This is a genomic window from Nocardiopsis flavescens, from assembly GCF_900141985.1.
Taxonomy (GTDB): domain Bacteria; phylum Actinomycetota; class Actinomycetes; order Streptosporangiales; family Streptosporangiaceae; genus Nocardiopsis; species Nocardiopsis flavescens.
On record NZ_FQZK01000002.1, the window covers coordinates 359,775 to 373,911 of the forward strand.

Consider the following 14,137-nt stretch of genomic DNA (forward strand, 5'->3'; position numbering starts at 1 on the left):
CGGACGGCGGCCCGGACCCCCCTTGACGCGGACGCCGCGCCCCGCGCACACTGCTCTGCACGACAGGCCGCCGGCGCCCTCCCGGCACGCCCCGACGCGGCCCCGACCGGAGAGGGCGCACCCCCTTGCCCGTACGGAGCGGCATCCCCGGCATGGTCGACGTCGCGCGCCTGGCCGGCGTCTCCCACCAGACCGTCTCACGCGTGGTCAACGGGCACCCCGGCGTGCGCCCCGAGACCGCCGAACGCGTCCGCGCCGCCATCGCCAGCCTCGGCTACCGGCCCAACGCCACCGCCCGCGCCCTGGTCACCCGGCGCAGCGGGCTCATCGGCGCCCTCGTTGTCCCCGGGCCCGACACCGACCTCCTGGTCGCCGGCATCGAGGCCGCCGTGCGCGCCGCCGACCGCACCCTCCTGGTCGCCACCGCGGCCCCCGGCGACCCCCGGGCCGCGGACCGCCTCCTCGACCGGGGCGCCGACGGCCACCTCGCGGTCGCCCCCGGACCCGCCCTGCTCGCGGCCCTGGGCGCGCTCGCCGACCCGCCGCCCACCGTCGTCGTCGACGGCCCCGCCACCCCGCTGGGGCCCGCGGTGGGCCCCGACCACCGCGGCGCCGCCCGCGCCCTCACCCGCCACCTGCTCGGCCTGGGCCACCGCACCGTGCACCACGTCGCCGGGATCCCCGGCACCCACGGCGCCGCGGAACGGGAGGCGGGCTGGCGCGCCGCCCTGGCCGAGGCGGGCGCCGCCGCACCCGTCCCCGTCCCCGGCGGCACCGGGCCCGCCGCGGGCCGCGCCGCCGGACGCCTCCTCGCCGCCCGCAGGACCGCGGGGGAGGACGTCACCGCCGTGCTGGCCGCCGACGACACCCTCGCCCTGGGCCTGCTGCGGGCCTGCGCCGACGCCGGGCTGCCCGTCCCCGGCCGCGTCCACGTCGCCGGGATCGGCGACCGCCCCGAGGCCGCCCACCTCGTCCCCGCGCTCACCACCGCCGACACCGCGCCCCGCGCGGCCGGGGAACGCGCCGTCCGGATCCTGCTGGAACGGGTCGAGGGCCGCGACGGCGCCCCCGGGGACGTTCCCGCCGCGGCCCTGCGCCCGCGCGCCAGCACCGGTCACTGGTAGCCGCGGATCTCCCGGAACACCTCCTCCAGGCTCTGCTCGCGCGCGTCGAACACCCGGCCCCCGGTCATCTCCGCCAGGTCGGCCATCTCGTCCTCGCCCGCGTCGCCGAACAGCACGGTGAACACCGGCACCCGCGCGGCCCGCGGCGACAGCCCCCGCAGCTCCCGCTCGAACGGCGCCGGCCCCGTCCCCCAGTTCACCTCTCCGTCGGTCATCAGCACGATCGACGTCAGGTGGTCGTCCTCCGGAGCGTCCTCGACCAGCGCGTAGGCCTCCCGGACCGCGTCGTAGGTCGCGGTGTCCCCCTGGGCCTCCAGGGCCCCGATGGCCTCCGACACCTCGTCCAGGGAGGCCTCGGACCCGCCGGGCTCCACCACGAACGTCCGCGGCTCGTGCGGCTCGGTGGAGAACGGCAGCAGCGTGATCTCCTCGCGCTCCTGGAACGCCTGCACCCGCTGCTCCAGCGACTCCCCGGCCACCCCGGTCAGCGCGCCCAGGGACTCCTGCAGCTCCGTCAGCCGCCCGCCCTTCATCGACCCGGAGACGTCCAGCACGTACACCGTGCGCGCCGGGCGGCGCAGGTCGCTGAAGTAGTCCGCGACCAGCCCGTCCACCACCTCGCGGTGGGCGGGGAACGGCAGTTCCACCAGCGGCGGGAAGTCCGGCCCGGACGCCCCGCCGGCCACCGGGCGGCGCAGCGTCCGCTCCGCGATGTCGGCCTGCACGTCCCGCGACAGCAGGTCCTCCACCAGGAGGCCGTACCCGCGCTCGGCCTCCTCGCCGGGGCCGGCCAGCAGCGTCAGCGGGTAGTCGGCGGTGATCACCCCGTCCGAGGGGTACACCGGCCGCAGCCCGGCGCCGTCGCGGTCGAGCGAGAGCAGCACCGACTCGTAGTTGATGAGCGCGTCCACCGGGACCCCGTTGCCGGCCCGCTCGGTGAACGCCTGCGCCAGCCACCCCGAGGAGCCCGCGGTCAGCTCCTGGCCCTTGAAGAACGCCGCCAGCTCGGGGGCGACCCGCTCCACGTCCTGCGCGGTCAGCGCGCTCCCGCTGTCGGCCAGCGCCGACGCCACCCCGATCAGCGCCGAGAAGCCCGAGTTGGAGGCACCCGGGTTGGTCATCCCGTACGTGAACTCCGCGTCGCGCACCGCGTCGCTGACGTCGGACCAGGTCACCTCGGCCCCCTCGGTCCACCCCAGGTCGTCGGCGCGGGACTCGCGCACGCCCAGCACCACCGGGGAGAGCATGACCGGCGTCTCCTCGCGCACCCGGTCGCGGCCGCCCTCGTACAGGTGCAGGTACCGGTTGGAGGCGAACCACACCGCGTCGTAGTCCTGCGCGTCCCCCGCCGCCACCCGGGCCAGCCCCTCCAGGGTCCCGGTGTACTCCAGCTCCACCGTCACCCCGGTCCGCTCCGCGGCCTCCTCCAGCAGCGGCTCCATGTCGGCCAGCTCGCTGCCGGCCAGGACGCGCAGGGTGGTCGCCCCGCCCGCGGGACCCGCGAAGCCCCCGGGCCCGCCGGCGGCACAGCCCGACGCCGCCACCGCCACCGCCAGCGCCGCGGCGCACGCCGCGCGCCTCATGCGCCCTCACCCCGGTCCCGGCCGCCGGCCGGGCGCCGCTCCTCGGGGGCGGGCGGGCTCATCCCGCTGTCGTCGTAGGCGTCCTCGATCCCGCTCAGCAGAGCCTCCAAGGCCTCGTAGGTGGGGGTGTTGACCACGTCGTCGACCCGGGTGCGCACCGGCAGGCCGTGCTCGGCGACCAGGTCCGCGAAGGCGTCGCCGCCCTCCGCGCGGAACCCGTGCCGGGTCGCCAGCGCCCGCAGTTCGGGGTCGTCGGCCAGCAGCGCGCCCACCCGGTCGCCCGCCTCGGTCAGCGGGACCAGGGTGTGCACCGAGTACACGGTGGGCTCCGGGTACATCAGCACCGCGTCCTGGGGCAGCGCGGGGCCGTTCACCATGGCGTGCACGTACTGCGCCTCATAGGCCCACAGCAGCGGGGTGTGCCCCGGGCCCAGGTCCCGGAACTGCTCGAACGGCTGCTGGGAGGACTCCGGCGGCTGGCCCTGGGCCAGGAACAGCCCGGAGAGGCGGTCGGTGATCTCCGGGTCCGGACCGCCGGGCGGCACGACCTCCTCGTCGTTGAGCAGGTAGGAGAGCACCGCGGCGTACATGCCGGCCGAGTTCGAGGTGCGCGGGTCGGTGGTGCGCACCAGCACCTCGTTGCGGTTGTCCGAGCCCACCGAGTCCCCGGGCAGGTCCCGCCAGCGGGTCCGCTCGGCGGTCAGCTCCAGGTAGGCCGCCACGTCGAAGGACCAGGTGCCGTCCTCCTCCGCACGGCGGGCCACCCCGGCCTCGCGCAGCGACTCCGCGAGCGGCTCGTAGGAGAGGACCACCATCGGGGTGCTGAACAGCCGGTACTCGGTGGAGGCCCCGTTGTCCCGCCGGATGTGGTCGGCGGCGGTGTCCGAACCGGGGGAGACGAAGTCCGCGCCGTCGGCGTCCCGGGCCATCAGCCGCGAGCCCCGGGGGCGCACCCGCACCTCGTAGCCCAGTTCCGCCAGCCGGGCCACGACCCGCTCGTCCCGGAAGAAGTCGACCTTCTCGGACCCGACGACGCCCTCGACCACGGTGGTCCCGCCCGACCAGCGGTCGGCGAGCACCGCCCCGATGGCGACGACCAGCGCCACCACGACCGCGGCGGCCGCCCCGAGCAGCGCCCGTGCGCGCCAGCCGGGCGGGAGGTGGAGAGGGCTCACCGGGGGTTCCTCCTGGTGTGCGGAGAAAGATGGGGTCCTTCACTGTGCCCCCCGCGGGCGTCCCCCGCCCGACCGCCCGGTGGACGCCCGGTGGCCCGCGCGCGAAGCCCGGCCCCGTCGGCCGCCGACCGGACCGTCCGCGGGGCGAACTACGCTGAGAGGCGTGGCAGGCCGGATCAAAGACGAAGACATCGCCCTGGTGCGCGAGCGCACCCCCATCGCCGACGTGATCGGCGAGTACCTTCAGCTCCGCAACGCGGGCGGCGGCTCGCTGAAGGGCCTGTGCCCCTTCCACGACGAGAAGTCCCCGTCTTTCAACGTCACCCCCTCGAAAAACCTTTTCTACTGTTTTGGCTGCGGGGAGGGCGGGGACGCCATCTCGTTCGTGCAGAAGATCGAGGGCCTGGCGTTCGCGGAGGCGGTCGAGTCGCTGGCCCGGCAGATCGGCGTGACGCTGCGCTACGAGGAGAGCGGCGGCCGCTCGACCCGGCGCGACGAGGGCAAGAGGCAGCGCCTCCTGGACGCGCACCGGGCCGCCGCCGTGTTCTACGCCGAGAACCTGATGTCGCCCGGCGCGGTGGAGGCGCGGCGCTTCCTGAGCGAGCGCGGGTTCAACCGGGCGCACGCCGAGCACTTCGGGCTGGGCTACGCCCCCGCCGGGTGGGAGAACCTCACCTCCCACCTGCGCTCCCAGGGGTTCACCGACGCCGAGCTGATCTCCGGGGGGCTGGCCGCCCAGGGCCGGCGCGGCGCCTACGACCGGTTCCGCAACCGGCTCCTGTGGCCGGTGCGGGAGGTGACCGGCGAGGTCGTCGGGTTCGGCGCCCGCAAGCTGGACCCCGCCGAGGACGGCCCCAAGTACCTCAACTCGCCCGAGAGCCCGGTCTTCCACAAGAGCCGGCTGCTGTACGGCCTGGACCTGGCCAAGCGGGACATCTCCTCGCGCGGCCAGGCGGTCATCGTCGAGGGCTACACCGACGTCATGGCCTGCCACCTGGCCGGTGTGACCACCGCCGTGGCCACCTGCGGCACCTCGTTCGGCGAGGACCACCTCAAGATCCTGCGCCGGATGCTGCTGGGCCGCACCAACCAGGGCGGCCGGGTCGTGTTCACCTTCGACGGCGACGCCGCCGGGCAGAAGGCCGCCGTGCGCGCCTTCGCCGAGGAGCACGGGTTCGCCTCCGAGACCTTCGTGGCGGTCCAGCCCGACGGCCTGGACCCCTGCGACCTGCGCCTGCGCCACGGAGACCAGGCCGTGGCCGACCTGGTCGACCACCCGCTCCCGCTGTACGAGTTCATGGTCCGCAAGGTCATCGAGGACTACGACCTCTCCAACCCCGAGGGGCGCATCGCCGCCCTGGACGCCGCCGCCCCCGTGGTGGCGAGCATCCGCGACCACGGGGTGCGCCGGTTCTACGGCAAGAACCTGGACCGCTGGCTGGGCACCCTGGACGAGTCGTTCGTGCTCAACCGGGTCAACCAGCACATCCGCCGGGCCACCGCCCGGGGCGGCCGCGCCGAGCCGCCCCCGGCGCCCACCCCGGACGCCCGGGAGGCGCCCTACGACCTCGGAGACCCGTCCCTGCAGCGGGAGCGCCAGGCGCTCAAGATCGCGGTGCAGTTCCCCGGCCTGGCCGCCGGGAGCGGGTTCGACGCGTTCACGGAGGACGACTTCACCGTCTCCCAGCACCGGGCGATCCAGGGGCTCATCGCGAAGCTGGGCGGGGTGGCCGCCGCCGGGGACCCCGCGTCCTGGGCGGCCCGCCTGCGCGAGTCCGCGCCCACCGAGGCCCAGCGCGATTTCCTCACGCGTTTGGCGGTGGAACAACTGGAGTTGTACGGAGAACTCGAAGAGCATTCCGCCCGGCAAATCCTGGGCACAGTAAGAACTCATTCCATCAACCGCCGCGAGTCAAACCTGAAGTCGGAGTTGTCGCGCCTGGGCGGTGGCGGGGGAGTCGAGGAACAGCAGCGCCTGCTGACCGAGCTCATGGCTCTCCAGCAGCAGAAACGTGCCCTTCAGGAGGAGCTCGCCGGGGGTATGTAGCACAAAGGTGACAATAATGATCCTCCCGTCGGCGGCGGGCGGGCGTGCACAATGGTGTGGTGGCTCCCACGGTTGTGACCAATGAAATTCCGCCCATTCGTCAGGTGGTGCGGCTGCTCCCCGATGCCGGTCGGGGAACGGTCAGCCGCGGCGAGGTCGCGTCGGCCCTGGAACGCCTGGACGCGCCCCCCGACTCCCTGGACGAGGCGGTGGCCCTGCTCGCCCGGATCGGCGTGGAGGTGGCCGACCCCGAGGAGGCGCCCTTCGTCCCCGACCCGGGGCGGCGTTCCGGATCGGACCTGGTCCGCCTGTACCTCCGCGAGATCGGCCGCGTGCCGCTGCTCACCGCGGAGGAGGAGGTGGACCTGGCCAAGGCGATCGAGGCGGGCCTGTGCGCCCAGTGGCGCGGGGCGGGCAGTGCCGGGTGCTCGGACGGGGAGCTCGAAGCGCTCATAGAAGAGGGCAAAAAGGCCAAGCGGGCACTCATAGAGGCAAATCTCCGACTGGTCGTGTCGATCGCCAAACGCTATATGGGACGGGGCCTGCTTTTCCTCGACCTCATCCAGGAGGGCAACCTCGGGCTCATTCGCGCCGTGGAGAAGTTCGATTACACCAAAGGCTTCAAATTCTCCACCTACGCGACCTGGTGGATTCGCCAGGCCATCACCCGGGCGATCGCCGACCAGGCCCGCACGATCCGTATTCCGGTGCACATGGTCGAGACCATCAACAAACTCGTCCGGGTGCAGCACCAACTGCACCAGCAACTGGGCCGGGAGCCCAACGTCGAGGAGATCTCCCATGCCGCCGGATTCGGCGGGGCGCGGGTCATGGAGATCCAGCGGATCGCCCGCGAGCCGGTCTCGCTCCAGGCGCCCATCGGCGAGGAGGAGTCCGACTTCGGCGACTTCATCGAGGACTCCGACGCCGTCGTCCCGGTCGAGGCCGCGGCGTTCACCCTGCTCCAGCAGCACCTGACCGAGATCCTGGGCGGGCTCTCCGACCGCGAGCAGCGCATCCTGCGCCTGCGGTTCGGCATGGCCGACGGCCACCCCCGCACGCTGGAGGAGGTGGGCCGCGAGTTCGGGGTGACCCGCGAGCGCATCCGGCAGATCGAGGCCAAGACCCTGGCCAAGCTCCGCCACCCCTCCCGGGCGGGCACCCTGCGCGACTTCCTCTAGCCGGGGCGGCGGGCCCCTCCGACGCCCTCGCCTACAACGGGCGGGATGCCCTCGGGGTTCCCGCGGGCGCCCGGACGGCCTGATGTGGCCGATGGCGGCGGAACGGGCGGGATTCGTGACCCGCTGCCCCTACGGTCGGAAGGGTGAACGCCACACCGCCACGGAGCCACCGCGCCGCGCGCCCGCGGCGGCGGCACCTGCTCGCCCTGGGCGCGGCGGCCGCCGCCGCGCTCCTGATCACGGGGGTCTTCGTCATCGCCGGCGACAGCAGGCCCCAGCGCATCGGCTACTTCGCGGACTGGAACGTGGCCAACCGCGACTTCACCGTCGCCGACCTCGCCCACAGCGGGGCCCCCGCCCGCCTGGACCGCCTCATGTGGGCGTTCGGCGACGTCTCCGAGGACGGCCTGTGCCACGTCCCCGGCGGGCACGACCAGTCCTGGGAGCTCTACCAGCGCCGCTACTCCGCCGACGAGAGCGTGGACGGCGAGGCCGACGAGTACGAGCAGGAGCTGGCCGGCAGCCTCTACCAGCTCCGCCTGCTCCAGGCCGAGTACCCCGACCTGCGGGCCAGCCTCTCCCTGGGCGGCTGGAACTGGTCGCGGTACTTCTCCACCGCGGTGCGCACCGAGGAGTCCCGCCGGGCGTTCGTCGCCTCCTGCGTGGACCTGTGGCTGCGCGGGGACCTGCCGGTGCGCGAGGGCGAGCCCCAGGGCGGGGAGGGCGCGGCGGCCGGGATCTTCGACGGCATCGACCTGGACTGGGAGTGGCCGGGCGGCTCCGGCAACCCCCACAACGTCGAGGACCCCGCGGACGCGGCCAACTTCACCCTGCTGGTCGCCGAGTTCCGCCGCCAGCTCGACGCCCTGGCGCGGGAGACCGGCCGGGACTACACCCTGTCGGCGTCGCTGTCGGGCGCGCCCGGCCAGGCCGACGCCTACGACCCGGAGATCTTCGACCACCTGGACTTCGCCACGGTGCAGGGCTACGACTTCTCCGGTCCCTGGAGCGAGGCCACCGCCTACCACTCCAACCTCTACCCGCCCGCCTCGGCCCCCGGCGCCAACAGCGCCGACGCGGCGGTGACCCGGTTCGTCGACCGCGGGGCGCCGCCGGAGAAGCTGGTGCTGGGCATCCCCGCCTTCGGCCGCGGCTGGCAGGGCGTGGACGGCGCCGACCACGGCCTGGGCCGCCCGGCCGTGCCCGCCGACGACGCCTACGACGGGCCGACCATGGCGTTCTCCGACCTGGAGGAGATGGACGGGGAGCGCTACCTGGACGAGGAGGCGGGCGCGTTCTCCGTGCGCGTCGGCGACCAGTGGTGGACCTACGACGATCCCGGCGTCATCGCGATCAAGGGCGACTACGTGCTGGGACGGGGGCTGGGCGGCCTCATGGTGTGGAACCTTGACATGGACCCCACCGGCGACCTCGTGCGCGCCATGGACGAGTCGCTGGGCTGACCGCCCGCGCGGCGCGGTTGCGCCCCCGCCGGTGCCGGGTCCACTCTGGGCGCCATGGCCGACCCGCAGCGCACCCCGCGCCCCGCACCGCCCGCCGACACCGAGGCCCTGCGCCGTGACCTGGAGGACGCCGTCGGGGGCACGGTCGCCTTCGACCCCGGCACCCGCGCCCTGTACACCTCCGACGCCTCCAACTACCGGGTGGTCCCCCTGGGGGTGGTCCTGCCCGCCACGGTCGAGGACTGCGTGTCCGCCCTGCGGGTCTGCGCCGCCCACGGCGTTTCCGCCACACCGCGCGGGGGCGGCACCTCCATCGCGGGCAACGCCATCGGGCCGGGCGTGGTGATCGACACCTCCCGCCACCTCACCGCCATCGAGGACATCGACCCGGTCGCCCGCACCGCCACCGTCCAGCCCGGCGTGGTGCTGGACGCGCTCCGGGCGGCCACCGCCGTGCACGGGCTGACCTTCGCCCCCGACCCCTCCACCCACAGCCGCTGCACCGTCGGCGGCATGGTCGGCAACAACGCCTGCGGCTCCCACTCGGTGGCCTGGGGCACCACCGCCGACAACGTCGTCTCCCTGGAGGTGCTGCTCCCCGACGGCACCCGGATGACCGTCGGCTCGCACCACACCGCCGAGGAGTTCGAGGCGCTGACCCGCCTGCCCGGACGGGAGGGCGCGGTGTACCGCGGGCTGGACCTGCTCGTCGGCGAGCACCGCGGCGAGCTGCGCACCGCCATGCCGGAGTTCCGCCGCCGGGTCTCGGGCTACTCCCTGGACCGGCTGCTGCCCGAGAAGGGGCGCAACGTCGCCGCCGCGCTGGTCGGCACCGAGGGCACCTGCGTGTTCGTGCTGCGTGCCACCGTCCGCCTGGTCGAGACGCCCCGGGCCCGGGCGCTGGCCGTCCTGGGCTACCCGGACGCCCCGGCCGCCGCCGACGCCGTTCCCGACCTGCTGGGGCACGCTCCGCTCACCGTCGAGGGCGTCAACGACCGCATGGTCGCGGCCCTGGACGGGCGGCCCGGCACCACGCGGGTCGCGCTGCCCGGGGGCGGGGCCTGGCTGCTGGTGGAGATCGCCGGGGAGGACCCCGCCGGCGCCGAGCGGGCGGCCCGCGCCATGGTCGACGCGCTGCCCGCCGCGTCCCGGCCGTCCGACTCCGCCGTGGTGTCCGACCCGGCCCACCGCCGGGCGCTGTGGCGGATCCGGGAGGAGGGCGCCGGGCTCGTCCAGCGCACGCCCGAGGGCGAGGACGCCTGGTCGGGGTGGGAGGACGCGGCCGTGCCCCCGGAGAACCTGGGCGCCTACCTGCGCGGGTTCGACGCCCTCATGGAGCGGCACGGCCGGTTCGGCGTGGTCTACGGGCACTTCGGCGACGGCTGCCTGCACGTGCGCATCGACTTCGAGCTGACCACCGAGCGGGGGCGCGCGTCCTACCGGGCCTTCCTGGAGGAGGCCGCCGACCTGGTCGTGGAGCACGGCGGCTCGCTGTCGGGGGAGCACGGGGACGGCCGGGCCCGCTCGGGGCTGCTCTCCCGGATGTACCCGCCGGGGCTGCTGCGGGCCTTCGCCGACTTCAAGCGGCTCTTCGACCCCGACGGGATCATGAACCCCGGCGTCATCGTCGACCCGGCCCCGGTGGACGCCGACGTCCGCCTGGCCGTGCGCCACCTGCCCCTGCTCGACGACGCGGTCCTGGCCTACCGCGACGACCGGGGCGACCCCGCGCGGGCGCTGCGCCGCTGCTCGGGGGTGGGCAAGTGCCGCCGGCACGACGGCCCGGGGGTGATGTGCCCCAGCTACCAGGTCACCGGCGAGGAGCGGCACTCCACCCGGGGACGGGCCCACCTGCTGTTCGAGATGGCCGCGGGGGAGGTCGTCACCGACGGCTGGGACTCGGAGGAGGTGCGCGAGAGCCTGGACCTGTGCCTGTCGTGCAAGGGCTGCCTGAGCGACTGCCCGGTCAACGTGGACATGGCCTCCTACAAGGCGGAGTTCCTGGACCGCCACTACCGGGGGCGGGTGCGCCCGGCGGCCCACTACTCGATGGGCTGGCTGCCCGTCTGGGCGCGGCTGGCGCGGCTGGCCCCGGCCGAGGTGGACCGGACGCTGCGTCTGCCGGGCGTCTCCCGGCTGGCCAAGCGGCTGGCGGGGGTGGCCGCCGAACGCGACCTGCCGGGGTTCGCGCGCACCACCTTCACCCGGGCGTTCCGGCGGCGCGCCGCCCGCGGGCGGGCGCGCACCGGCGGGCCGCGCGTGGTGCTGTGGCCCGACACCTTCGGCGAGCACATGGACCCGCACATCCCGGCGGCGGCGGTCCGGGTGCTGGAGGACGCCGGGTTCACCGTGGTCCTGCCCCGGGGGCCGGTGTGCTGCGGGCTGACCTGGGTGTCCACCGGCCAGCTCGGGACGGCCCGCGCCGTGATGCGCCGCGCCCTGCGCGCCCTGGAGCCGCTGGTGGAGGAGGGGCTGCCGGTGGTCGGGCTGGAGCCCAGCTGCACCGCGGCGCTCCGCCACGACCTGGTGGAGCTGCTGCCCGGTGCGCGGAGCGAGCGGGTCGCCGCGGCGGTGCACACCCTGGCCGGGTTCCTGGCCGAGCACGCCCCGCACTGGAGCCCGCCGCGGATCCCCGCCGACGCCCTGGCTCAGGTGCACTGCCACCAGCACGCGGTGCTGGGCTTCGACGCCGACCGGGAGCTGATCGCCCGGGCGGGCGTGGCGGGGGAGGTGCTGGACGCGGGGTGCTGCGGGCTGGCGGGGGACTTCGGATTCACGGAGGGCCACTACGAGGTCTCGGCCGCGATCGGCGAGCGCGAGCTGCTGCCGCGGGTGCGCGCGGCGGACGCCGACACCCTCGTCCTCGCCGACGGGTACAGCTGCCGCACCCAGATCCTCCAGGGCGCGGGCCGCCGCCCGCTGCACCTGGCCGAGCTGCTCGCCCGGGGGCTGGACGCGGACGGCCGCCGGGAGCACTGACGTGGGCCCTGGCGGCCCGCGGGTGTGAGGCGGGGGCGGGGCGGGGCTTCGAGGGCCTTCCGGTCCGGTGGCGGATGCCGTGGTCCGCACCGCTGCCGGAGGCCCTCTTCGCGTGTGTCAGGCGGGGCGGGTGCGACCCACCTCCACGGTCAGCACACCTAGACGCCCATCTGGTCGTGGAGCAGGTCCAGGGCTCGGGAGACCGCGTCCGGCAGGCGGGGGTCCTTCTCGTCGAGGCCCTCGCCGAGGTGGATGCGCCAGGAGGCCTCGGTGCCGCCGGGGCTGCGGCGGGCCACCAGGCGGAAGCCGGTGGAGGAGTCGGGGCGGGGGAAGGGGACGAACCGGTTCACCAGGATGGTGGAGGTGACCCGCTCGGCGACCGCCTCGGCGACGGAGCGGTAGTCGACCCCCTCGCGCAGGGGGACCGCGTGCTCTCCGCTGCCCTCCTCGATGAAGGCCAGTTCCTCGCGGGACCAGCGGGCCCGGTCGATGTCCTCCCACGGCACGGTGCGCCCGTCCGGCAGGTGCAGGGCGCGGGTGGTGGCGGCCAGGACCGCCCCGCCCCCGGCGGCGGGCGCGTGCGCGAGGACGCGCTCGCCCCGCTCCAGCCGGGAGCGCACGGAGGCCGGGACGCCCCGGCCGAGCAGGCCCACCTAGTCCTCCGCGGGGCCGGTGCGCCCGCCGGCGCCGTTGCGCCGGGGGGTGTCGCCGTTGACGGTCTCCCACTCGATGAGCTCGATCTCCTCGTCGGTGGGCCGGGCGAGGAAGTCGCGCACCGACGTGATCGGCATCTTGGACACGGTCTTGTCGTACACGGTGCGGCCCGCGCTGCTCACCTGGGCGCCGACCAGGCCGGCCACCTCCTGGACGACGGGGCTGTCCGCCACCTTGCGGGCACCGCGGACGATCTGCTCGTAGCGGGTGCGGCCCGCCTTGGTGCCCAGGACGTAGCCGATTGCCAATCCGGCGGCGAAAGTGATCCGGTAGCGCATGGGTACCCTCTTCATGCCTCGGAGTCGGTCGTGGTGTTCCGTGTCTCGCACGTTACCTTGTCGTGGTGGCGGCCACACGGGCCGACACCGGTCACGAGTGCTCCGGAAGAGCGCTAGTCTATTGGTGTCGCCACGGCCCGCGGGGCCGTCGGCGGACGCGGTCCCGCGTAGCTCAATTGGCAGAGCAGCCGGCTGTTAACCGGCAGGTTATTGGTTCGAGTCCAATCGCGGGAGCAGGGGAAAACGTTCGCGCACCGCACGGCGGGGGCGCTACGCTGTTCCCGACACGCGATCCCGCGTAGCTCAATTGGCAGAGCAGCCGGCTGTTAACCGGCAGGTTATTGGTTCGAGTCCAATCGCGGGAGCCCACCGACCAGGGCCCTTCTCCTCACGGAGCGGGGCCTTTCGTGTTGTCCGGGGCACGGTGTGTTTCCGGGGCGCGGCGCACGGCCGGGGCGCGTCCCGTTCAGGGCGCCGCGGGCCGCGGGGCGCACGCCTTCCGCGGACCCGGCCGGGTCCGGACGGCGCGGCGGGGACACGGCGCTGCGCCGCGGAGGTGCCGCGACGGGGGCGCGCCGACCGCGCGCGGGCGCGCGCAGCCGGCGGCGGCTCAGGTGCGGGCGGTGGCGCCCAGGAGGAGGCGGCGGTTGCGCTGGGGCATCTGGTAGCTGCCCGGCACGGGCGGGGCCACCGGCAGGGTCCGCCAGCGCTGGACCTCCATCAGCCCCGGGCTGAGGACGTTCCAGCCTTCGAGCAGGGATTGGATCTCCTCGCGCGTGCGCCAGTAACCGGAGTTGAGGTGGCGGCGGAAGACGTTCTGGAGCTGTTCGGCCCGGTGGGCGTCCTTGGGGAAGACCGCGGGGTCGGGCCTGTGGTGGTGGCTCATCACCAGGTGGCTGCCGGCGGGCAGCAGGGTGCGCAGGGCCGCCATGTGCGCGGCCGGGGTGTCGATGTCGGCGACGTGCGAGAGGGTCCCGGGCAGCAGCAGCCCCACCGGCCGGTCGAGGTCGATGAGCGCGCGCAGGGCGGGGGAGGCGAAGAGGTCGGCGGGGCGGGTCAGGCGCCCCTGCACGGCGGTGGTGCGGTGCTCGCTGACCAGGGCCCGGTGGTGGGCCAGCACCATGAGGTCGTCGGTGACGTAGGCGACCCGGGCGCGCGGGGCGATCTCGTGCGGGTCGCCGGGGGCGGGCAGCCCGGCTCCGAGCTGCACGAACTGGTCGACGCCCTCCTCCTCGTACAGGTGGCGCACCGCGCGCTGGAGGAACGCCCGCTCTCCCAGGACCAGGTCCTGGAAGCCGGGGGCGACCTGTTCGGCGGCCACGGCGAGGTCGCGGTCCACCTCGAAGTGGTCCTTGCCCTTGAGGTGGAAGGAGTGCAGTCGGGCCAGGCTCGGTCGGGTCAGGTCGACGGCGGGCGGGGGGTTGAAGTGCTCCTGCCGGGTCCCCGCCTGCCTCAGGAAATCGGGGGAGGTGAATCGCGACATCGCCGTCCTCTTGTCTGAGGTGGGGAAGTGTGGCCGACAGAAGGATTCTATTCATCATTGGCGGGGTTGTTAACCGAGTCGGGGAGACCGGTCGTGAAAAACATCGGAGA

General features: G+C 74.7%; 10 protein-coding genes and 2 tRNA genes. 7 read left to right on the forward strand and 5 right to left on the reverse strand.

Features of this window, described 5'->3' with window-relative positions; all coding sequences use genetic code 11:
* Positions 1-125 precede the first annotated feature (125 nt).
* Positions 126-1,124: a LacI family DNA-binding transcriptional regulator gene (locus BUE45_RS05890; RefSeq protein WP_245832830.1), complete on the forward strand. Its 999-nt coding sequence runs from the start codon at positions 126-128 to the stop codon at positions 1,122-1,124.
* Here BUE45_RS05890 and BUE45_RS05895 read toward each other — a convergent pair.
* Both BUE45_RS05895 and BUE45_RS05900 read right to left on the reverse strand, forming a co-directional pair.
* A complete protein-coding gene (locus BUE45_RS05895; protein WP_073376117.1) occupies positions 1,115-2,707 on the reverse strand; it encodes a VWA domain-containing protein in 1,593 nt (530 codons plus the stop codon). The genes BUE45_RS05890 and BUE45_RS05895 overlap by 10 nt on opposite strands.
* Positions 2,704-3,882: a hypothetical protein gene (locus BUE45_RS05900; RefSeq protein ID WP_073376118.1), complete on the reverse strand. Its 1,179-nt coding sequence runs from the start codon at positions 3,880-3,882 to the stop codon at positions 2,704-2,706. The genes BUE45_RS05895 and BUE45_RS05900 overlap by 4 nt, the downstream gene beginning before the upstream one ends.
* 163 nt (positions 3,883-4,045) lie before the next feature.
* Here BUE45_RS05900 and dnaG point away from each other — a divergent pair, with 163 nt between their 5' ends.
* The 4 genes from dnaG to BUE45_RS05920 all read left to right on the forward strand — a co-directional run bounded on the left by dnaG (position 4,046) and on the right by BUE45_RS05920 (position 11,552).
* A complete protein-coding gene (dnaG, locus tag BUE45_RS05905; protein WP_073376119.1) occupies positions 4,046-5,929 on the forward strand; it encodes a DNA primase in 1,884 nt (627 codons plus the stop codon).
* 104 nt (positions 5,930-6,033) lie between these two features.
* Positions 6,034-7,110 carry an RNA polymerase sigma factor RpoD gene (gene rpoD, locus BUE45_RS05910; protein WP_073376120.1) on the forward strand — a complete coding sequence of 359 codons (1,077 nt, stop codon included), beginning with the start codon at positions 6,034-6,036 and terminating at the stop codon, positions 7,108-7,110.
* 143 nt (positions 7,111-7,253) lie between these two features.
* On the forward strand, positions 7,254-8,573 hold the full coding sequence (locus tag BUE45_RS05915) for a glycoside hydrolase family 18 protein (protein ID WP_084736975.1): 1,320 nt from the start codon (positions 7,254-7,256) through the stop codon (positions 8,571-8,573).
* Between the two features lie 54 nt (positions 8,574-8,627).
* Entirely contained in the window at positions 8,628-11,552 is a 2,925-nt protein-coding gene (locus BUE45_RS05920) for an FAD-binding and (Fe-S)-binding domain-containing protein (RefSeq protein WP_073376121.1), read from the forward strand.
* Positions 11,553-11,710: 158 nt separating this feature from the next.
* Here BUE45_RS05920 and BUE45_RS05925 read toward each other — a convergent pair whose 3' ends face one another.
* Together BUE45_RS05925 and BUE45_RS05930 are read right to left on the reverse strand one after the other, a co-directional pair.
* Positions 11,711-12,205 (reverse strand): hypothetical protein, encoded by a 495-nt coding sequence (locus tag BUE45_RS05925; protein WP_073376122.1) that lies wholly within the window; start codon positions 12,203-12,205, stop codon positions 11,711-11,713.
* Positions 12,206-12,544 (reverse strand): hypothetical protein, encoded by a 339-nt coding sequence (locus BUE45_RS05930; RefSeq protein WP_073376123.1) that lies wholly within the window; start codon positions 12,542-12,544, stop codon positions 12,206-12,208.
* A gap of 161 nt (positions 12,545-12,705) precedes the next feature.
* On the opposite strand from BUE45_RS05930, the gene BUE45_RS05935 reads away from it, so the two are divergent.
* Positions 12,706-12,778 (forward strand) — tRNA-Asn (locus BUE45_RS05935).
* Between the two features lie 58 nt (positions 12,779-12,836).
* Positions 12,837-12,909: transfer RNA gene (locus BUE45_RS05940), tRNA-Asn, on the forward strand.
* 245 nt (positions 12,910-13,154) lie between these two features.
* On the opposite strand, the gene BUE45_RS05945 is transcribed toward BUE45_RS05940, so the two are convergent.
* On the reverse strand, positions 13,155-14,027 hold the full coding sequence (locus BUE45_RS05945; RefSeq protein WP_073376124.1) for an SAM-dependent methyltransferase: 873 nt from the start codon (positions 14,025-14,027) through the stop codon (positions 13,155-13,157).
* Positions 14,028-14,137: the final 110 nt, after the last annotated feature.

What these genes read in the sequence shown, in the direction of transcription:
- BUE45_RS05895 (WP_073376117.1), bottom strand. Translation starts at nt 2,707, where the DNA reads ATGAGGCGCGCGGCGTGCGCCGCGGCGCTGGCGGTGGCGGTGGCGGCG.
- BUE45_RS05920 (WP_073376121.1), top strand. Translation starts at nt 8,628, where the DNA reads ATGGCCGACCCGCAGCGCACCCCGCGCCCCGCACCGCCCGCCGACACC.
- BUE45_RS05930 (WP_073376123.1), bottom strand. Translation starts at nt 12,544, where the DNA reads ATGCGCTACCGGATCACTTTCGCCGCCGGATTGGCAATCGGCTACGTC.
- BUE45_RS05945 (WP_073376124.1), bottom strand. Translation starts at nt 14,027, where the DNA reads ATGTCGCGATTCACCTCCCCCGATTTCCTGAGGCAGGCGGGGACCCGG.